Genomic DNA, 21749 nt, shown 5'->3' with positions numbered 1-21749 from the left:
AGGATTCATATCTTGCTATTTCAGAGAGTAACTCTTTCCGAACATTTCGATACCGAACCACTTCCCTTCCGAACCTATCAATAATCTGCCCTTGCCGGTAATGAGCAAGAATAACACGAGCAGGGGAAATAGCACGGGAAGCGCAATAATAAATATGGATAAGGTTACAAAGACGGCAGGCACCGATGCGACCAGTACGACTGCTAGTAGTGGAAAGATGAGCATAAACACAATAACAAGAATGCTTAAGGCAAATACTAATATAGGAGGCATGATCAAAATAGACAATATCCCCCAAAAACCCTTCCCAAGAAAACCAGAAATCTTCTTTCCATACAATATTACGCCACTACTCAAATCTTCCTGGACTGTTGGAGAAATTTCAATTTCGGGTATTTTTTCAGAAACAGTCTCTTCTTGTTTGGGTTGTTCTTTTGTGGTTGGTATTTCTATGATTGTATCAGAAGGAACATCCCCTTCGGAAGTTTCTCCTATCCCTTCTTTCGGGAGATTTTCTTCAGATTCCTTTGCCTTCTTTTTCCTTTTCCATATCGCCATAGTGAAATTATTTCATCCTTTACAATTACAGGTCTTCACATAAACTTGCAATGGCCTGGGCTGCAATAGCCTCGCCACGACCAATGGCATCTACGCCTTCCATCGTCGTTGCCTTAATATTGACCCTCCTTGCATCCACATGGAGCCATTCTGCAATATTTTCCTTCATCTCTAATTTCCTGGAACCGATTTTGGGTTTTTGGGCAAGGATCATTACGTCCACATTGTTTATCTTGCAGCGCCTCTCTTTCACAAGATCAGCAACCTTCAAAAGAAGGAACTTGCTGGAGACCCCTTTCCACTTCGGATCGGTATCCGGGAAATGTTCTCCAATATCACCAAGGGCTGCAGCCCCAAGTAACGCATCACATACAGCATGGAGCACTACATCGGCATCCGAATGACCAAGTAGTCCTAAATGGTAATCAAACTCAACGCCGCCCAGTACCAGTTTGCGGTTTTCAACAAGTTTATGAATATCATATCCGATCCCAAACAGCATGTACCCTCTCTTTACTATCCAAGCTTTATTCACATGAGCCAACATTCTTTCGTAAATTTCCGCAATCAAGCCATCATAAAAAAATTCTTATTTCCCCCATGATCTTTCTCTTATGTTAAACCGCTTTTTCGCATCAGGCTCTTCACATTTTCCAGCAACGAGTTTACTTCTGATACCTGCCGCACCATCTCTTCCCTTTCTGTCCATCGAAGATCGCGGTACGAAGAAATATTATTACTGATATCTTCAATCACGCGATCAATGGCTTTATCGATTTCAAATTTCATGAACTCGACAAATCGTTCACATATTGCATCCGTACGTTTCATAAATTCATTCCGGAACGACTTCCGCCTTTGAGGGAAAATGGCAAACCCAATAGATGCCAAGGTAACGGCGATTCCTATTATGACAGGGGGAGGTACAATCCATGAGAACATCATTGTAACACCAACACCAATGCCAACAGCAAACGCTTCGGTCAACAAAAAGCCAATAAATCCACCCTGAACCAAACTACTCAGCCTCTCTGATTCTCGTTCAATATCTAATTCTCTGAATTCTTTAGAACGCGACTTTAAAGCAACTTCGATTTCATGCTTTCGATCGTCATAGCGTCGTTCCGCGTGCCCATCAAGGATACTTCCCGCCCTACGGTCATATCCAACTTCTTTCTCTATATGGTCTCTTGCTAAATCCCATAATGACCGGTTATTTCTTGCGACATAATCTACCACATCATCGACAATACGGTCTAAATCAGTTTGCGGATTTAAAAGCCCGTAAACTTCCCTCTTAAACCGATCATCAATCTTTTCCCGTCCCACCTTGGAAAGAATTACGGACTTCATAGTAACATACGAATTCAGAAAATTATCCAATTTTTCTTTTAACCGCGAAAATACAAGCTTAATCTCGTCTCTGTATTTTAATGTATACTCCTGCATATCCTGCTTTTTATTCTTAAGCCGCGTCTCAAATCGTTCAATACTTTTGATATCAGTATTGCACTTATTAACCCTCTCGCTGAGACCTTGTTGGAGTTCAGTAAACACATTGAACAAATATTTTAAAGGGCTGACCAATTTAAAATCGATCTTCGTATCAAGGTCCATTTTTTCAAATACAAAAGCTTCAACCTCTTTAATTTTGCTTTTTTCAAGGAGAACCGTATCTCCTTCAACTTTTGCTTTGTAAGCCTCCCTCGCGGACATCGATAATATCTTTGGTTCAAACCCGAGCAACCGGTAACAATTCTTCTCCAAAAAATTCAGGATCTCATTGAGTTCTTCAGGTGTCTTCAGGTCTATCTTGTTGAGAATAAATAGCACCTTTCGGCCCCACTTGCCCTTCAAAAATTGCAGAAATTGTCGCTCGCTCTCCGTAAATGGATGGTCTGCAGAGGTTACAAAGAGGACAAGTTCTGCTCTGTGGACAAAGCTTTCCGTTAGCGCTGCATGTTCTAGAATAATTGAATTAGTGCCTGGTGTATCAACCAAAGTAACGTCTTTCAATGTTTCCATAGGGTAAGTTGCCTGACATAAATGATCACCCACCTCCTTGACCTCTATGCTCTCTCCGTATGTTAACAATGTGATTCGATTCGTGGTAGGAGTCGGACCATCCTGTAAAACATGTTCACCACACATGGCATTGATGAAGCTGGATTTACCGGAGTTGTACTCTCCGGCTATCAAAAGATAAAAAGGCTCTTCCAACTGGGTACGCATTTCAACTACTTTTTTCTCCATCTCTGATATACCAACCCGTTCAAAGAACTTCTTTGAGTTATCGAGGAGATTTACGACCTCAGGATAAATGTCCCTATGCTTTGCTTTTGTTGTTATATTTAACATAAAACAAAACTAATTAAATAAAAAATTGTCTTAATATTTGTTAGTGAAATAGCGTTATGAATAGCGCTATAAACTATTAATTTAACAGTTTTTGCAATACAAGTCAAACTTTTCTTTCTTAGCCGCAAAAGGCAATAGCCTCAATCTCCAGGCCTACGTCCCTGGGCAACCTTGCCGCCTGAACTGCTGCCCTGGCTGGTGGTTTATGTGAGAAAAATTCTTTATAAACATCATTAATTGCCGTATAATCGTTCAAGTCTTTCATAAAGATGGTCGTTTTTACTACCTTATCTAAGGACGAACCCGCTGCTTCCAGGAGATGTTTTATATTTTCCAATACCTGTCTTGTCTGGACCTTGATATCCCCTTGCACAATTTCCCCTGTTGCAGGAAGTAAAGGAATCTGTCCTGATATAAAAACAAGATTTCCAGTCTTGATTGCCTGAGAATACGGTCCAATTGCCGCAGGAGCTTTATCTGTTGATATAACCAATTTTTCCATTACAGCCTCCCTTCACACTTGAGAAATTTAAAATATATACAGTAAAGTACGATAACTCCATTGAGAACATCATGTGGCTAACATGCAATACAAAACAATACTGTGCATACTGGTATTAGCGCAATTCACTTTGCGCCCTACAAACTTTGTACCATACTAACAAAATTACCTGTTTTCTTTCAACATTTGAACGAATGTTTACGGTTTTTTATTGATTGTTCCGGTCTTTTTTGCTTCTATTTTTACCATAAACAAAACCAGCATCTAACTTCATTTGGAAATACCTGTAAAATCGCAAGGCTTATGCGGAATATACGGCTTTTACTAGAATACGATGGCACCGATTATGCGGGCTGGCAATGGCAAAAGAACGATAAAACCATCCAGGAAACCCTTTCAAGGGCAATAGAACAAGTCGTTCATGAACCAATTAAAATTTATGGCGCCAGCCGCACCGATGCAGGTGTCCACGCCCTTGGCCAAGTGGCTAATTTTCACACCACTTCAGATATCCCATCCGAAAGACTACTCCATGCAATAAATTTTTACCTGCCTCATGACATCACGATAAAAGACGCAAGAGACGTAACGGAATCCTTTCATGCCCAATATGGCGCCCAATCGAAGGTGTATCAGTATACACTTCTCAACAATTGGATACGCAGTTCACTGAATCGTAATTTTTGTTATGTGTCCGGATTCCAATTAGACATGGATAAAATGATTTCAGCAGCGAGATACCTCATAGGAACCCGGGATTTTACCTCTTTTACGACGAAGGCCAGGTGTGAAAAGAACCGGATACGTACTGTAAAGGGTTTAGATGTTAAAAAACAAGGGCAGTATATATATTTTACCATTGAAGCAAATGGGTTTTTATACAATATGGTAAGGACCATTGTGGGCACACTGATAGAGATAGGGAGAGGAAAAATCTCAGTGGGGCACATGAAAGATATTTTAAATGCAAGAAATCGGAATCTGGCAGGTCCCACGGCACCGGCCAAGGGGCTGTGTCTCATGGAGGTTCAATACGAAAACGAACATGAACAGCCATGTGCTCTAATCTGACGTAAGAATGATTTTTGGATTTTTCTGGGAATCTTACTTATTTCTTGACTCTGAACAGCAACAAGAATAAACTGATGTCCAAAAGTCTTTTGTTCCCGAATTTGGGAAACGCTATACAAGTTCAATCGGAGCAAAATCATGACAGAATACGATGCCAGTCAAAATAGAAGGCTGTACCCACGCCTTAATGCACCTATTTATTGCAGACCGGCACGCCTTACTTCGCCTCGCAGCCCACTGATCAATATCGGACTTGGCGGCATCCGGGTATACAGTGACAAGGCATTCAAGGTTGGTGAGCGTCTGGAGATAGAATTGTTTTTGCCAGACAACACAAGCATGACGTGTAACGTAAAAGTCGTGTGGCTGAATCCGTTGGATGGGTCAACTGCCAAATACGATGTGGGTCTTCAGTTTTTAGAAGTGGAAAGCAACGACTTGCGGCGCCTGGCCGACATTCTGAAGCAGAGCACATAGCTTCCTTTTTAGAAAATGGCAAGATCATTTATTCAAAAATTGTTTTGCCGGATGAAAGTGCCTTCTAATCTGAAAACAAATTCTTCTGGATACCATAACGCAGCGAAGCCGCAACCAAAATAACCGCCCCTCTTTCCCCTCCTTCGCAAGGAGGGGACTTCGTCGTGAGCTCAGTCGAACGATGAAGGGGAGGTAAAAAACTTCCTCAAAACTTGTCCTCATGAAAATGGGGAAAGGAGTTTTTATACAGTAATACTATAAAGCCAGCTATACTCCCTCCATAATTTTTGGGTATTCAATATTATAATTCCTCGTCACGATGTAAGCTCATTTCCCAGGTGTTATATACTCCCCCGTATTCCATAGTTCTCTGCCAATGACCCGTTATGTTTAATTCATTGACACAATTTTTAAAAATCGTTATATTTATAAAAAATAAATAGCCTTGTAACTTCATCTGATTAGCATCATAGTCGCTTGTATTGATTTACCAAAGCCACTTTAAATCCTAAAAGGGTTATTTATTTTTTTATTCAGGAAAGGTTTTTTTATGATCTCGATTGAGGATTTTTTGAAGGTAGACCTGCGTGTGGCAGAGGTGAAGCACGCAGAACCGCATCCAAACGCTGATAAGTTGTTAATATTGAAGATCGATGCGGGCGACGGATTAGAAAATAGGCAGATTGTTGCGGGAATTAGAAACCATTATAAACCAGAAGACCTGATTGGGAAACGGATCGTTATCGTAAACAACCTTGCTCCTGCAATACTCAGAGGCGTTGAGAGTCAGGGAATGCTGCTGGCCGCAAAAGATGGAAATCAGGTGGTAATCCTTACACCGGAAAAGGATATAAAGCCGGGCTCAAAAATACAATAAAAAATTTGCAGAAAATGGCGAATTAACCATGCTGCAGGAGTTATATATAACGAATTTTGTATTAATTGATAGAGTCACCATTAAACTCTGTGGACGGTTAAATGTATTTAGCGGGGCAACGGGTGTAGGAAAGTCGTTAGTGATCGGCGCGCTCAATTTTATCCTCGGCGGACGTGTTACTTCGGATGTCGTGCGAAGTGGCAAAGATGAGGCCACAGTAATAGGCAAATTCTCTGTCAAAGATAGAAATCTTTTAAAACAGATTGCAAAAATATCGGACAATAATACTATCGAAGAAGAACTCTTAATTCAAAGAAGTATCGATACAAGCGGCCGGAGCAGATGCCGCTTGAACGATGTTCCTATCACGGTATCCATGCTTAAGGAAATTGGGGAGACATTAGTCAGCATTCATGGTCAGCACGAGCATGAGAACTTGTTACACGGTACCAACCAATTATATATCCTGGACGATTTTGGAGGAATTTCTCCGTTACGGGAAGATTTTGCCGGGGTCTATCAACAGGTTACAGAAAAAACAAAATTGCAGGAGACACTGAAAAGCAATCAGCAGGAACGAAGGCAAAAGATGGATTTATATGCCTTCCAGATCGATGAGATTGATAAGGCACAACTCAAGGCAGGTGAGGAAGAAGGGCTTGAAAAAGAAAAGGGTATCTTAAGTAACGCCGAAAAAATATACAGTACCGTTACCTCATGTTATTCACAACTTTACGAGTCTTCCGAAGCAATTGTTGAAAGGTTGAAGTCAGTTATTCGTGAATTACAATCGGTTGCAAAATTTGACGACACCATGCAAAAGATATTCAACGACTGCAGCCAATCATTGTATCAAATCGAGGATACAGCCTTTTCATTAGGAAAGTATAGAGATGCATTCAATTATGATCCTCAAAGGTTAGAATATATTGAAGAGCGTTTAAATTCGATCCGAAAGTTACGATCAAAATACGGAAACACAGTGGAAGAAATTTTATCCTATCGTGACGAGATAGACTCAAAATTGAAGCAGTTTTTGGAGGAAGGAACATCGGCTGAGCATGTGGATGAAGAATTGCGGGGGTTGTCTGATCTATTGAACCAGAAAGGCAAAGAACTAACTCTGAAACGTCTTTCAACCGCTGACAAGTTAACCCCCCTGATAAATGAAGAGCTTCACGACCTGGGTATTCCCCACGGTCGGTTTTGTGTTCAAATCACGTCTCCATTTTTACATAACAGCGGGAACACTGATGGTTTTCATGCGAATAGTCATGGATTTGATCGGGTTGATTTTTTGATTTCGCCGAATCCTGGTGAGGATTTAAAACCGCTGAGGAAAATTGCCTCTGGTGGAGAAATATCGCGGGTTATGCTGGCATTAAAGCACCAACTTGCCAAAGTAGATAAGACTCCGGTGCTGGTCTTTGATGAAATCGATGCCAATATCGGCGGGAGAATGGGAGAAGTAATTGGCGAAAAGCTGAGTAGCATCGCAAGGTCACACCAGGTAATCTGCATCACCCATCTTCCCCAGATTGCCAGCTATGCAGATGAACAATGGAAGGTGAATAAGCAGGTGAAAAATGGCAAAACGTTTTCGACTATCGAAAACTTATCGGGAGAATCCCGTCTTGAAGAAATTGCCGACATGATCAGGGGAAGTGAAAAAACAGATATTACCAGAAAACAAGCACAAGAAATGTTGCGGGATGCAAAAAGAAAGGCAAAAAGCAAGGGTTAATGTTAGAACGTTTGCAAAAAATATTGGCAGAGGCGGGACTCGGTTCCCGCCGCGAATGCGAAAGAATTATTGCAGCAGGAAGAGTTACTGTTGATGGAACACGCGTCACAACTTTAGGTACAACTGTCGATGCAGATAAAAGCGAAATACGTTGCGATGGGTTATTGATACAAAAGCAACGCAAGATTTATTTTTTACTCAATAAACCAAAAGGCTATGTGTGCACAAACCGTGACGAGCTGGAACGGTTAAAGGCAGTTGATATCATAAAAAATGTGACTCAAAGGATATATACCATCGGAAGGCTGGACAAGGAAAGTGAAGGGCTGATTATCGTAACCAACGATGGTGACCTTGCAAACACGTTGTCACACCCGAAGTATGAGGTGAGTAAAACCTATTTTGTAGAGGTCGATGGATACCTGACAGATGCGGCAATCAAGGCACTGGAATCAGGTGTTTGGCTTTCCTTCGGCAAGACACGGCCCGTAAGGATTCAGAATGTGCGAAGAGGCAGGCAAAGGAGCAGGTTTGAGATGGTGTTGAAGGAAGGCAAAAACAGAGAAATCCGCCGTATGCTTGTTGAGTGTAACTATAAGGTACGCATCCTGCGGCGGATAAAAATTGGTAATTTATATGACCCAACCTTGAAAATCGGCAAATATCGGAAATTGACGGATCGCGAAGTGGCACGGCTTTATACAATAGCTGAAAGAGCCGATGTAAAGGATACAGGCAATAGTTTACCCCAGAGTGCGCAGAAGACACAAAGAAGAAGAATCTCTGCCGGGAATGTCGAGAATTGTAAAATTTATAATTAAAACCCCTCTGGAAGAAATCATCGTTTTTTTACGAGAGAACACCTGTGACCTCTGTGTTTTCTGTGGTGAGCTAAACTTTTCAGAAGATCGAGGAGAATATGACGCAACTACAACTGGCCAGGCAAAACATCATAACACAAGAGATGAGACAGGTTGCGAAAGATGAAGGTTTGGATCCTGAAAATATCCGGCTACGTATCGCCGAGGGTAAGATTGTCATTCCTGTGAACCGCAAACGTAAGGCATCAAAGGTTTGCGGTATTGGTGCAGGACTCAAAACCAAGGTCAATGCCAACATTGGGACTTCTGCCGATTATGCTGATGTCACAAACGAATTGGAAAAGTTGCAAGCGGCGGAAGAAGCAGGCGCTGACGCAGTAATGGACCTTAGCACCGGCGGCGATTTACGGGCGATACGGAAAAAGATTATAGAATCGTCTTCTATCGCTGTAGGCAGCGTACCCATTTATGAGGCGGCCGTAAAGACCGTCCAGCACAAGCGTGCGATCGTCGATATGACGGCTAAGGATATGCTTGAAGCCGTTCAATTGCACTGTGAGGACGGCGTGGATTTTGTTACCGTGCATTGTGGCGCCACAAAGGGGGTACTCAAGCATCTGAAAGAAAATAAACGCATTTGCGGCGTGGTAAGCCGCGGAGGAACTTTTTTAGTAGAATGGATGATCCACAATGGACAGGAGAATCCACTGTATGATAAATATGAAGAAATATTGGCTATAGCAAAGGAATACGACGTGACTCTGAGTTTGGGAGACGCCATGCGACCGGGGGCTTTGGCAGATGCGTTTGATCGTGCACAGGTGTATGAGTTAAACGTACTCGCAGAGCTTGCGCAAAGGGCGCTGGATGCCGGTGTGCAGGTTATGGTAGAAGGGCCCGGACACGTCCCTTTAAATCAGGTAACTGCACAGGTTCAGTTACAAAAGGAACTCTGTAAAGGGGTACCTTTTTATGTACTCGGTCCAATCGTCACGGACGTCGCCCCCGGATATGATCATATTACATCTGCCATTGGGGGGGCTATAGCAGCCGCCGCGGGTGCAGACTTCCTATGCTATGTAACACCGACAGAACATCTGAGCCTGCCTAGTCCAGCCGATGTAAGAAGCGGTGTAATGGCCGCACGGATTGCCGCCCATGCCGCCGATATTGCCAAGGGTATTAAATCGGCATGGGAGTGGGACAAAAAGATGTCACAATTCAGGCGAAAGAGGAATTGGGAGGGACAGTTCAGCACGTGTATCGATCCCACGGTAGCCAGAAGCATTCGCGAAAAGGGACGACCACAAAACGAAGAAGTCTGTTCCATGTGCGCTGAATACTGTGTATTCAAACTCAGCGATAAGGTATAAAATCATCTGGTTTCTATTTTGGAGTAAGAATGATTTTATTCATAAAACACATAGATATCGAAGGGCCAGGCACTATTGCGGATTTTTTGGAAGATAACAAGTTGCCATACACGGTTATTGATCTCTTGCAGGGTGATAAAGTACCTAAACTGGAAAAGGATTTCCGAACGGTTATTTCTCTGGGTGGCCCCATGAATGTGTATGAGGAGGAGAAATACCGGTTCCTGAAAGACGAGGATGTCCTGCTCAAAAGAATCGCTGAAGAGGAAGTGCCATTTCTGGGGATTTGCCTGGGTGCACAATTGATCGCTAAAGCAACCGGTGCCAAAATAACAAAAAATCCAGAGAAAGAGATTGGATGGTACAAGATAGTCCTTAATGATAATGGACTTAAGGATGATTTGTTCAGAGACCTTCCGGAAGTTTTCACAGTATTTCAATGGCATGGGGATACCTTTGAAATACCTCACGGAGGAAAAAGATTGGCTTTTTCAGAACTTTGCCAGAATCAGGCGTTAAAATACGGCCGAAATATATATGGCATCCAGTTTCATGTCGAAGTGACAAAAGATATGATCACCCGGTGGGCCGATGCTTACAAGGGAGAATTGGAATCACTCAAGGGCATTATCTCAGAGAAACAAAAAATGCTTGAAGATTATACCAAATTAGAAAAGGATTACGTGAAACAAGCGGAACGGTTCTATGTAAATTTTTTTACTGTGGCAGGTTTGTTGAAAAAAAAGTTTTTCTCTTTTACCTAACCCGAACGAGTCGGAAAAGACAAAATCCGAAGCACGAAATTTGTGTGTCAACCCTGTCAGGGTTACAAACCCTGACAGGGTTAATTTTATTTTACACGGAAATGTCGAAATATTTTTTATAAAATACAAGAACGGCCCGGAAGTGTAAATGAGCATAAGAAATCAAAAATTGAAACACCTGATTTTAGCTACAGGAATTGTTTGCATACTGCTCTCTGCCTGGTTGTGCGACATCCATGCGTATACCAATGAATACGGTATGGTTGCCGTAGAACACAAAGAATTACCTGTCAAGAAGAACGGCCATCGCATCCGATTTGACCATCCGTATGAATTTATGGAAGATGTTATCGCAAAAGTATTATCAAATATTCATTATAAAGAAAAAGGACTGTTTAAAAGGATAAAGACCTTAAATGTCTTTCAAGACAAGGAAATAAAACAGTTGGTTCCCCTGATTGTGCATGCATTTTCAGTTGCAACACCGGCACAAGTCGTTACCGTTTCGTCTTATTCTGAGCGTTTGCTTTTAACCGACAGGCATAATTATTGTGTATTATTCATAGAGAACCGGAATCTGAATATTGTCTTCAGCCGTGTTCACAAATTTCAAACATACAATGACATCATGTCAGAAAAAAAAAGGTATTATTATACGACACTAGAAAATCCTCTGAAAAAGAGACGCAGCGGGTTTTGGAAATTACTCCCTTCAACCGGACAACAGTTAGAACCCGGCCACGAAAACTGGCTTGTCATAGATTTATCAAAAGTAATCCCCTAACCCGGCGCAGCATATTTGTGACCAAAAACTTAAAAACATGTCTCGGGTTGCGTAACGTGCGTTCTGCCTTGTACATTTAACACGTTAGGGTTTGTCTTTTATGTTGACTGAAAAAATAAAATTTGTTATTCTATTGTATACTCCTGTTAACATGCTATATAGAGAACAACTACATTACATGCTCTCACCGAATACTGCCTTTTCCCATACAAGATAATAATATGCAATTGATTTTAAAGATTTGTACTTATGCAAAAAAGAAAACAAACATTTTGTAGTATATTACTCATAGCTGTAAGTTTACTTACAGGATGCACTGCAATTTCGAGAAAGGTTGCGATTGAAAAGGTACATCTGAAAACTGCCATGGAACTTCGGCGCAAGTTGGACGAGTGGACGGATCAGTTGCATTCCAATGACCCTACGATACGAAGCTCTGCGGCCGTTTCTTTATTGGGACTAAACCTTCACAATGCGCAGGAACCGCTCATAAGGATATTAAAAGACGACAAAGAACGTGACGACGTTAAGATCTCGGTTATCAAAGCATTTGGCTTTATCAAAGATGATTGCGCAACTGATATCCTGATTAATTTGCTGGACAGCGATTCTGTTGCAATACAAACAGCGTCGGCAGAGAGCCTCGGGGAATTAAAAACTAATAATTCTATCCAGATAATGTCGGAGGCACTACGGGACCCTCAGCGATCTCTGAATGCAAAAATCATGTTGGCAAAGGCCCTGGGTAATACAAATGATCGGGATGCAGTCGAACCCCTGATTACAATACTTGCGGTGGATGACAGGGGTTTGAGGGAAGCTGCAATGAAATCTTTGGAAAAAATTACGAAGTTAACCAACAGCAACGATGTAGCGTGGTGGAATGAATGGTGGCTTCTCAATAAAACAAAAACACGCGAACAGTGGATGGAAGATATCGTATTAAAGCAGGAAGAAAATGCAAAACAACTGGAATCAAAGATCGCACAGATGGAACTTGAAGTGGCCCAAAAGTCAATTAAACTGCTCGAAGTTCGGCCTGACAAAACAGATCCAAAACCATTAATCGAGGCCATCAAGAGTGAATACCCGGAAGTAAGAATATTTGCAGCAAAAGAATTAGTCAAGATCAAAGACCCGTCGGTAATCGATGTATTGATTAATGCCATTTCGGATAAAGAGGAAGGGGTTCGTATTGTCGTAGTCCAGGCATTGGGAGAAATTGGCGATGAGAGGGCTGTAAAACCCTTGATTTATACCCTGAATGACGAAAGTATGGTCGTCACTGAAAAGGCCGCCAAGGCATTAGGCCAATTAGGAAAGCATGAAGCAGTAGAGGCTTTAATTTTGGCATTAAACAGCAATACGAATTTGTCTATTGTATCTTCTATCATCGAAGCTCTGGGACAAATTGGGGACACAAGGGCTGTCGAACCTTTGATTGCCTCGTTAACGCACAAAGAATCAAAAATAAGAGAGTGTACGGCTGCATCACTTGGAAAGCTTCGCGATGCCCGTGCCGTGGGACCTCTCATTGCAGTCTTGAGTGACGAGCAGGAACGTGTGCGCTGGTACGCTGCTGATAGTTTGGGGAAAATCGGTGACCCTGTTTGTGTGGAGTCTGTCGTTAAATTACTCTCAGATACCAGTGCACGGGTAAGAGAATCCGCTGTGACGGCATTAGGACAAATCGGAAATGAACAGGCAATAGAATCGCTGATAAAAGCACTTCAGGATATCGATAAACGCGTAGCAGAACAAGCCGCAGAATCTCTGGTCAATATTAAGAAGATGAATTTTGACACTCTGGATACAGTGGCAACCACTTTTTATACCAACAAGAATTATAAAAGGGCCGTCGCCCTTCTTGAAAGACAAATCACGGAATACTCAAAACAACCAGAACTCCAGGAAAAGATTTCACAAGCGAAGATCAAGTTAGCCAAAACGCTGTCTGCAATAAAAGAGTGGCAAAAGGCGTTGTATCTTTATGAGGAAATGGTAAAGCAATTGCCCAACGACGAAACACTAAAATCGGAACTCATTCAGTGTTTAAAAGAAATGAAACAATATGACCGCGCTTTGGAATGGTACGCAGCATGGGCTAAAGAAACACCGCAAAATAATCAATTGTGCTGGCAGGGTCGTTTGGATATCGCCAGTACCATGTTCGAACAGGGGAAGTTTGAACATGTGAAGAATCTTATCGATAGCTTGCATGCAGAGGATCCCAATTTTGGCGGAGAACCATTTAAGTCCCAATTTCAAAAACTGGCGGAAAAGTGCTTGGAAGATTTAGCCAATTCTGAGAGAGTGAGTCAGATTTCAGGTACAGAACAAACCTCCAGTTTCCGGGATAGAGACTAGTTTTGGCTTGAGGTACTTATGATATCATGAAAATACTTATTGTCGGTGCTGGAGCTGTTGGGTTTAATCTGGCTAAACAATTATCAAAAGAAGGACATGATATCTCTGTTGTAGAAAAAGACCAGGATCTTGTAAAACGAATTCATGAAAAATTGGATGTTTTTGTTGTTCCAGGAAGCGCCAGTTCACCCATAGTCCTTGAAGAGGCAGGCATAAAAAATGCCGATATGGTATTGGCCGTTACAAACAGCGACGAAATCAATATGGTAGTGTGCACACTTGCACATAGTTACAGTGTTAAAACAAAAATTGCCAGAATAAGAAGTCCCGAGTTTACCGGCAAACAACCAGTCTTGCACCAAAATGGGTTCCACATCAGTCACGTGGTAAACCCGGAAAAAATCACTATCAACTCTATTTTAAATATTATTGGAACACCGGGGGCCATCTACGTGGCCGATTTCACAGAAGGTGACATCCTCCTGAGGGGATTTAATGTACCTGACGATGCCCCCATAGCACGAAAAAAACTCTCTGAATTAAGGGAAATCGAGTCGACTGATTCCTTCCTTATCGTTGCCATCCAGCGGAATGAAGAGATGGTTATTCCGACTGGTGAAACCAAAATACTCCCGCACGACAACATTTTTGTACTCGTGGCCAGGGAAGCATTGCCTTACTTCTTACCGATGGTCAACAGGCGTGCAGACGAGGTTGAAAAAATCACTATTTATGGTGTAAATCGCGCAAGCCTTGAGCTAGCAAAAAAACTGGAAGATCAAAAAATCGGGGTTACCATAATAGAATCTGATAAGGAAAAAACACAGCAAGCAGCAACGGTCCTTGATAAAACCATTATACTCCAGGGTGACGTCCTTGATATTGACCTTCTGAAAGAATCGTCCATTGATATTGCCGATTTTTTCGTAGCCTTATCCGAAAATGAGCAAACGAATATTCTCTCTTCGTTACTGGCAAAAAGGCTCGGTGCAAAAAAGGCGATCGTACTTACGGTAGACCCGACATTCGTACCAATTATCAATTCCCTGGGTATGGATATTGTGATAAATCCAAGGCTTATTACTGTAGGTTCTATATTGCAACATATCCGGCGCGGCCACACGCTTTCCGTTGTAAAATTTCATCAGAGTGAGGCAGAAGCTATCGAGTTAGTCGCCGAGGAAGGCTCTAAGATTGTGGGTAAACCTCTCAGAGAAACACCTTTTCCACAAGGTTCTATCCTCGGCGCTATCGTACGCGAAGGCGTCATGCAAATACCGGCAGGTAATACCATTATTAATCCTGACGAAAGAGTCATCGTCTTCGCCCTACCCAATGCCATCGAAAAGGTTCAATCCCTTTTCATAGGTAAAAAAGACCGGACATAAATTCACCAATTTTAACGCACGTCGATTATGAACATTTCCATTGTCCTGTATACGGTAAGCAACCTTGCGCTTATGCTGGCCGGTATACTGTTGATTCCATTAGGGGTAGCTTTTTATTATAAAGAAGATACTACAATGTGGGCCTTTATCTACACCATCATTATTGCAGGAATTTTGGGCGGTCTAAGCAAGGCATTCTTTAGAAAAAAGAAAGATATTGGCATCCGAGAGAGTATCACCATTGTAACACTCAGCTGGATCATATGTATCTTTTTGGGAGCTCTTCCTTTCAAGTTCTCAGGCGTATGTACCACATATTGTGACGCAGTTTTTGAAACGACCAGTGGTTTTACAACCACAGGTGCATCTATTTTCAGAGACGTTGAGATACTACCATATAGCATCCTTTTTTGGAGGTCATTTACTTGCTGGTTAGGCGGCATGGGAATTATCGTCATCTTCGTTGCCTTATTGCCTGCTATGGGCGTAAGCGGGTATCAACTTTTTAGCGCCGAGGTTAGCGGGCCTACTGCTGATAAATTGAAACCAAGAATAGGTGAAACGGCAAAATTGCTATGGTATATCTATCTCGCCATCACTGCCTCGATGATATTGTTCCTCTTCAGCGTGGGTATGCCCATCTTTGATGCGATATGTCATACTTTCAGTACTGTATCCACTGGTGGCTTTTCCACAAAAAATACGAGTATTGCATATTATAACAGCCTCTACATTGAAATTGTCGTCGCGGTCTTCATGTTTATTTGCGGATGTAACTTTGCACTGTATTACAAGTGTTTTCAAAAGGAATTCAAAAAGGTTCTTAAAAATTCAGAGCTTCGATTTTTTGCAGGATTAATTTTGACGGCAATTGTATTTATAGCGACAACTTTATATTTCAGCCAACCGGAATCGTATAATGGCGGAATCAAGGACGACCGTTATGACGGTTTGGGAAATTCTTTCCGATACGCCTTTTTTCAAGTGTTAACTGCATGTACCGGAGCTGGCTATGTTTCCACTGATTTTGACTTATGGCCGAATGCCTCCAGATTTCTCCTGGTTTTATTAATGTTTATTGGCGCATGCGCTGGTTCGACGGGTGGCGGTATAAAATGCGTTCGGATATTATTGTTGCTAAAATCAAGTGCAAGGGAATTTGGCAGGATATTAAGGCCGCGCATGATAAAACACGTAAAGCTCAATGGTGAGTCCGTAAGTGAAGAGATTATTACGGAAAGTTCTGTATTCTTCGTCGTATATTTAGGTTTTTTTGGTATTTTCACACTGGCATTAATGGCTTTAAATACAGACATAATTACTGCCTTTTCCGCTGTGGCGACATGCATGGCCAACTGCGGTCCTGGTCTGGCAAAGGTCGGTCCCATGGCTAACTATAGCGAAGTGGCTTATGCCGGCAAGTGGATCTTAAGTTTCTGTATGCTCTTAGGAAGGCTGGAAATTTATAGTTTAATCCTCATATTTTTACCTATTCTATGGAAACGGTAGAATTCTGTGTTATTTTTTCCCTTGACTTCCAACGATACTTTGATATTTTAATGCGGAAGACTGACAATTATGATTTTTGTCAGCATGAAGGAATATAAACAAAAACAATACGATAAAGGCAAACTCTGAGCAATCAGAGGACGCAAAGTAAAGGGTCTTTTAAGCATACAGGGAAGTAGCATAAAATACCTTTCATAAAAAGACAGCCTTACTGCCGAAGATGTTGTAAATATATCTTTGCAGTAAGGCTTTTTTATTTTCAGGATTGAAAAAGTAGAAGAACATGGAAAAACCTGTATTTGATCTCTACGGTAGTACTGTCAGTTTATTAAAATTATACAGAATGATTACCCAAAGAAAGGAAAAGAGATTCAATTGACAAAAAGAGATGATTTTCCATTGATAATAAGTCCTAACCTCGGTTGCCCGCAGATTATTTCTACTGAGGAGTTTAAGCAAGAGAAGGTGTTTTCGTTAATAATAGCCGGACAATACAGGGGAAACAAGGTTCCCATAAAGGATGATTTCACGGGAACTTTATATTTACGGCCTTCTCATAAAGGAAATGAAGATAAAAAAGATATTCCACTATCTATTAGCGATGAACCTGAGGAGATTATTCATTGGTATCAACTATCGGATTTCAATAGTGTAGACGATACGAGAGAGATTATTCCTAGTGAGTTCCATTACAATGTAATGGGTGAGAATACCCGGTATTGGAAAATCGCGGTCAGTATCGATTGTAAAAGTACAGAAGATTATGAAACTCTTCTTTTATCTCAAAAGGGAGGAAAATGCCCTCCGTGTCTTTACGATTTGGTATACAGAGACCAATCAGAAAAGTGGGAGAGGGTTAACTACCATTCTGTACAATTTGTTAAAAGCTTTGGTGATGGCTGCAAATTCATTCAGGTCACCGATCTTCATGTTGCCACGCGGAATGACGAGATCCTCGATGAAGTCTTGAAAGTAAAGTATGAGAAGAGAAGTGGAGACGACATCGCAAAGAGATACATTAACTTCAACCATAACCTGAGAAAGTTTATCCAGAAAGCAAACAGTATGGCTGAGGAGGGTGAACTTGACTTTGTTGTAATTACAGGAGATTTAGTAGATTTTGCCTTTCATGGTTGGGAAGACGAAATAAATTTAGATGAAAACAATTGGAAAACCTTCGTTAATATAATTACTGGTGCAGGAAAGGAAAAGGAACGGAATAATCCCGGTATAAAAATAGCGGTTTTTACATCAACCGGGAATCATGATTGGCGTCTTCGCCCTTACGATCCAAACATTTCAAAGTACAACCGAGACACTTTCGGCTTAATGGAAGATGAGCTTAAACACTATAGATACAAATCCTTTGATTCTTCAGAATACCCAGAGGATAAGAGGGCAAAATTGGCGGAAGAGATAACGAGCGGTGCCTTAAATAGACTTAACCTTGACGCCCTGAAAAAAACCGATAAATGGAAAATACAGTTGGAAAAGTTTCTTGGCAGTATTATAGGAACCTGGCTCATGCATATTTTGCCGCTTTTAGGATTGATAGGTATAGGAGAAAAGGTAAATCCAATAGCAAATTACGTTTCTCATTTTATAATTGCCGGAATTGCAGGAATAGCAACATGGGGGATTAATAAATTTATAAGATATCAGACGCGTAAAATAGCTGACTTCATTATAGACAATCCCCTCCATGCTGAAGCTTGCGCACTTCATTATTATTTCAGATATATAAACCCATACCTTGACTATGCCTTTTACTATGGAAACCATTGCTTTATAATTATGGATACAGGATCTGATATTTTCATTGGGCAAATTTTGGATAAGAAAGAGATTAAATACCTCAAGAAAATAGGTGTAAAGGATAATATCCTGGGAGGATCTCCCGATTCAAAGGCGTTTGATCCAGAACAGGTTTATTATAATTGGAGCCAAATAGTATGGTTAGAGAAAGTCATGAAAGCTGTGAGTAAGAAGCCAGATGCTCATGGTAGAAATTTCATCTTTTTCCACGCCCCTCCCATCAACTCACCCGAGCATGTTGATATGGATACCCTGCGGGAAGTTGAAAGAAAGGCAGGACCAAGGTGGGTTCCTGAAGAGGAATGTAATCTGACATACGGAACGATTAATTATTATCTGAGCGAGTTCTTTTATCTCTGCATGGGATACAGAGAGGGAGATCTGGTAAAACAGGACGCGGATCGTAAGTTTAAGTTAATAGACATTGTTTTTTCAGGACACGCCCACCGGAATATTGAATTTAGGATAGAGAAAGATAAAAATCATGAGATCAGGATATATCACGACAGGTACAGCGAAAATTTTAACCATGACAAGCCGTATGCATGGTGGGGGCAGAGTCCTGTAATCGTCCAAACTGCATCCTGTGGAATACGAAGGCTAGGCAATCAACCGCCATATTACAGACGGGTAGTCATAAACAAGGAGGGGCAGATTACTGAATTCTCACATGCAAATATCCCCTAGCGCTGCGTAGCTGCTCTAAAGTATTACTGTATAAAAACTTCTTTCCCCATTTTCATGAGGACAAGTTTTGAGGAAGTTTTTTACCTCTCCTTCATCGTTCGACTGAGCTCACGACGAAGTCCCCTCCTTGCGAAGGGGGGAAAGAGGGGCGGTTATTTTGGCTGCGGCTTCGCCACATTATGTAATCTATCATAGTATTCTATCATTTACTAATTAGTGATAATAAGTATTCATCTTTTATACCGGGAGGAACGCAATGAGCACAAAGTTATCTAATTCAATAACAGAACTGAAAGATCGTTATGGAATTATAGTCATTGGTTCAGGTTATGGTGGCTCAATAACTGCGGCAAGATTGGCAGCAGCAGGATATGAGGTCTGTCTTCTCGAAAGAGGTAAAGAGTGGATACCGGGCGAGTTTCCTGATGAAATCGATGAAGTAACTGCACAGTTTCGTTCAGATAGCAATCCATTAGGATTATATGACTATCGTGTAACTGAGGACGTTGATGTTTTTGTGGGCTGTGGTCTTGGTGGGACATCTTTAATTAATGCGAACGTCATCTTTAAACCGGAAGACGACGTTTTTAACAACACCAGATGGCCTGACGAGATTCGTGAAGACCAGGATAATGGCAAACTCAATAAATATTTTGAAAAAGTAAATGACATGTTACAGGGCGCTGTCTATCCGGACAACCGTCCATCTGTGGGGAAAATAAAAGCGCATGAAAAATCAGCCAAAGACCGTCCCGGTAAATACTATAAACTGAATCTGGCAGTTAATTTTGAAAAATATAATGATGAACCCAATCATGTTGGTGTACATCAAAGACCTTGCATTTTATGTGGCGACTGCATGACCGGCTGTAACGTCCTGGCTAAGAATACATTATACATGAATTATCTTCCTTTTGCGAAAAGTCAGGGCGCATTCATTATAACGGAAATGGAAGTCAACTACATTAGTAAAGCCGATGGTGGTGGTTATTTTGTGCATTGTACCTCCCATTCGGAGGACAAAAAATCCAGGTTTATTCATGCAAATGTCGTCATTATAGCTGCCGGTGCCTTGGGATCTACGCATATACTGTTGAATTCCCGCGATCGTGGTCTTGCCGTTTCTGATAAGCTTGGGCATTATTTTTCCGGAAATGCAGACTCATTTGGGGTTGGTTATAATAATGACCAGAAAACCGATGTGCTCGGTTTTGGCAATATTCGAGACAAACGTTCGAAGATTCAAGTCGGTCCTTTGATCCTCTCTGTTATCGATTATCGCAGGAAAGAACTGGATCTGAAAGACCGTTACATCATAGAAGAGGGTGATTTTCCTCGGGCATTCGTAGACTTTACCCGGTACGCTATGCCAAAGATCAGTGCGGCTGTCGGCCATGACACCGATTTCAGTGTCATTGATGAGGCTTCAGAAGCCGCACGGGTGGTGAGAGATATTGCACATTATGATGCAAAAGGTGCCCTGAACCATTCCATGTTATATCTGGGAATAGGGCACGACAGCGCAGATGGCGTTATTGCTGTTGACCCTGAAGGGAAGATACGCATTCACTGGGCAGCAGCACCGTCCAAACCAATTTTTCAAAAGATTGATGATGAAATGAAACAACTAACGAAAGCACTGGGAGGGACTTACATCAGGAATCCCAGGTGGACGCCGTTCTTTGGCAGGAATATAATTACGGTTCATCCGCTGGGGGGTTGTGCTATGGGCAAAAGTGCTGATATAGGCGTTGTTGATCATCGCGGGAGGGTCTTTGATCCGGCACAAGATACATTAGGCTCAGTTCATAATGGACTGTTTGTTGCTGATGGTTCAATAATTCCAACCTCGTTAGGAGTGAATCCGTTTTTTACTATCTCCGCTTTATCTGAACGAATCGCTGACCTGATCGTTCAGGATACCATCATAAATAAGAAACCAAGGGAAGGCGGTCTCCCCCCTCCGTCGGTTATTTCACCTCTTGTAGGAATTGAATTTACCACAGAGATGAATGGCTATTTTACGGAGAGTGTGACAAATGCAAAAACACCTGAAGATTACTGTAAAGCTGAAACTCGTGGAAAACAGGAAGGGAACAATATCGGCTTTAAACTAACAGTGTACATAGACAGTGTCGATAAATTTGTGATTGAACACGCACATGATGCTCGTGCAGAAGGCCATATAAAGATAAGAAGCATGAAGCAAATGGTTGAACAAGGGCGGTTTAACTTGTTCATCAAAGACCCGCAAATACATACAAAACGTATGCTCTTTTCATTACAATTCCTCGATGACGATGGCCAACCTTACTTGCTAGACGGCTATAAAGAGATTCGGGATGACCCTGATTTTGATACCTGGGAAATATGGAAAGATTATACAACCCTTTTCGCTACGATTTACAAAGGGAATACCACTCAAGACCCTGTATTAGGGCAAGGAATTATTCGTATACATTTACATGATATTACCGAACAGTTAGCCACTATTAGGGTTCGTAATGCGCCCAATTTCAAGACAGCACTCAGTACTAAAAACAAATTTATGTCCTTTTTCTTTGGTGAATTATATGAAACATATGTGAAACATCTCTTGCCCAGTCAACAAACTCATGGATGAGAGATGCTCCTGCTTTCGTGCACATGGAGTG

The 21749-nt window shown here is 41.6% G+C and carries 17 protein-coding genes and 1 riboswitch; of the genes, 13 read left to right on the top strand and 4 right to left on the bottom strand.

The window, feature by feature from the left end:
• Positions 1-15 precede the first annotated feature (15 nt).
• The 4 genes from E3K36_12815 to E3K36_12800 form a co-directional block, all read right to left on the bottom strand.
• Entirely contained in the window at positions 16-558 is a 543-nt protein-coding gene (locus tag E3K36_12815; protein ID MCF6156096.1) for a hypothetical protein, read from the bottom strand.
• A 25-nt stretch (positions 559-583) separates the two neighbouring features.
• Positions 584-1060: a 2-C-methyl-D-erythritol 2,4-cyclodiphosphate synthase gene (locus tag E3K36_12810; GenBank protein ID MCF6156095.1), complete on the bottom strand. Its 477-nt coding sequence runs from the start codon at positions 1058-1060 to the stop codon at positions 584-586.
• Positions 1061-1170: 110 nt separating this feature from the next.
• Complete coding sequence (locus E3K36_12805; protein ID MCF6156094.1) at positions 1171-2916, bottom strand: hypothetical protein; 1746 nt, start codon at positions 2914-2916, stop codon at positions 1171-1173.
• A gap of 118 nt (positions 2917-3034) precedes the next feature.
• A complete protein-coding gene (locus E3K36_12800; GenBank protein MCF6156093.1) occupies positions 3035-3418 on the bottom strand; it encodes a RidA family protein in 384 nt (127 codons plus the stop codon).
• Between the two features lie 303 nt (positions 3419-3721).
• On the opposite strand from E3K36_12800, the gene truA reads away from it, so the two are divergent.
• The 13 genes from truA to E3K36_12735 all read left to right on the top strand — a co-directional run bounded on the left by truA (position 3722) and on the right by E3K36_12735 (position 21718).
• Positions 3722-4489: a tRNA pseudouridine(38-40) synthase TruA gene (truA, locus tag E3K36_12795; protein MCF6156092.1), complete on the top strand. Its 768-nt coding sequence runs from the start codon at positions 3722-3724 to the stop codon at positions 4487-4489.
• Positions 4490-4627: 138 nt separating this feature from the next.
• The gene (locus E3K36_12790) at positions 4628-4966 is read left to right on the top strand and encodes a PilZ domain-containing protein (GenBank protein ID MCF6156091.1); all 339 of its coding nucleotides are present in this window, start codon (positions 4628-4630) and stop codon (positions 4964-4966) included.
• A 550-nt stretch (positions 4967-5516) separates the two neighbouring features.
• The gene (gene metG / locus E3K36_12785) at positions 5517-5843 is read left to right on the top strand and encodes a methionine--tRNA ligase subunit beta (GenBank protein ID MCF6156090.1); all 327 of its coding nucleotides are present in this window, start codon (positions 5517-5519) and stop codon (positions 5841-5843) included.
• A gap of 28 nt (positions 5844-5871) precedes the next feature.
• Positions 5872-7587, top strand: coding sequence for a DNA repair protein RecN (recN, locus tag E3K36_12780; protein ID MCF6156089.1), 1716 nt, complete (start codon positions 5872-5874; stop codon positions 7585-7587).
• Positions 7587-8408 carry an rRNA pseudouridine synthase gene (locus E3K36_12775; GenBank protein ID MCF6156088.1) on the top strand — a complete coding sequence of 274 codons (822 nt, stop codon included), beginning with the start codon at positions 7587-7589 and terminating at the stop codon, positions 8406-8408. Before recN ends, E3K36_12775 begins: the two co-directional genes overlap by 1 nt.
• Positions 8409-8506: 98 nt before the next feature.
• Complete coding sequence (gene thiC / locus E3K36_12770) at positions 8507-9781, top strand: phosphomethylpyrimidine synthase ThiC (GenBank protein ID MCF6156087.1); 1275 nt, start codon at positions 8507-8509, stop codon at positions 9779-9781.
• 29 nt (positions 9782-9810) lie between these two features.
• Positions 9811-10545, top strand: coding sequence for a type 1 glutamine amidotransferase (locus E3K36_12765; protein MCF6156086.1), 735 nt, complete (start codon positions 9811-9813; stop codon positions 10543-10545).
• A 148-nt stretch (positions 10546-10693) separates the two neighbouring features.
• Complete coding sequence (locus E3K36_12760; GenBank protein ID MCF6156085.1) at positions 10694-11329, top strand: hypothetical protein; 636 nt, start codon at positions 10694-10696, stop codon at positions 11327-11329.
• A 249-nt stretch (positions 11330-11578) separates the two neighbouring features.
• A complete protein-coding gene (locus tag E3K36_12755; GenBank protein ID MCF6156084.1) occupies positions 11579-13696 on the top strand; it encodes a tetratricopeptide repeat protein in 2118 nt (705 codons plus the stop codon).
• Positions 13697-13722: 26 nt separating this feature from the next.
• Positions 13723-15084, top strand: a complete 1362-nt coding sequence (trkA, locus tag E3K36_12750) for a Trk system potassium transporter TrkA (protein MCF6156083.1) — start codon at positions 13723-13725, stop codon at positions 15082-15084.
• Positions 15085-15111: 27 nt separating this feature from the next.
• Positions 15112-16593 (top strand): TrkH family potassium uptake protein, encoded by a 1482-nt coding sequence (locus tag E3K36_12745; protein MCF6156082.1) that lies wholly within the window; start codon positions 15112-15114, stop codon positions 16591-16593.
• A gap of 107 nt (positions 16594-16700) precedes the next feature.
• A riboswitch (cyclic di-GMP riboswitch) is annotated at positions 16701-16812 on the top strand.
• Between the two features lie 156 nt (positions 16813-16968).
• Positions 16969-19095 (top strand): hypothetical protein, encoded by a 2127-nt coding sequence (locus tag E3K36_12740; protein MCF6156081.1) that lies wholly within the window; start codon positions 16969-16971, stop codon positions 19093-19095.
• A 256-nt stretch (positions 19096-19351) separates the two neighbouring features.
• Positions 19352-21718 (top strand): GMC family oxidoreductase, encoded by a 2367-nt coding sequence (locus E3K36_12735; GenBank protein ID MCF6156080.1) that lies wholly within the window; start codon positions 19352-19354, stop codon positions 21716-21718.
• The last annotated feature ends 31 nt before the right edge of the window (positions 21719-21749 follow it).

This window comes from Candidatus Brocadia sp. (genome assembly GCA_021646415.1).
Taxonomy (GTDB): domain Bacteria; phylum Planctomycetota; class Brocadiia; order Brocadiales; family Brocadiaceae; genus Brocadia.
This window is presented reverse-complemented; position numbering and strand designations above follow the sequence as displayed.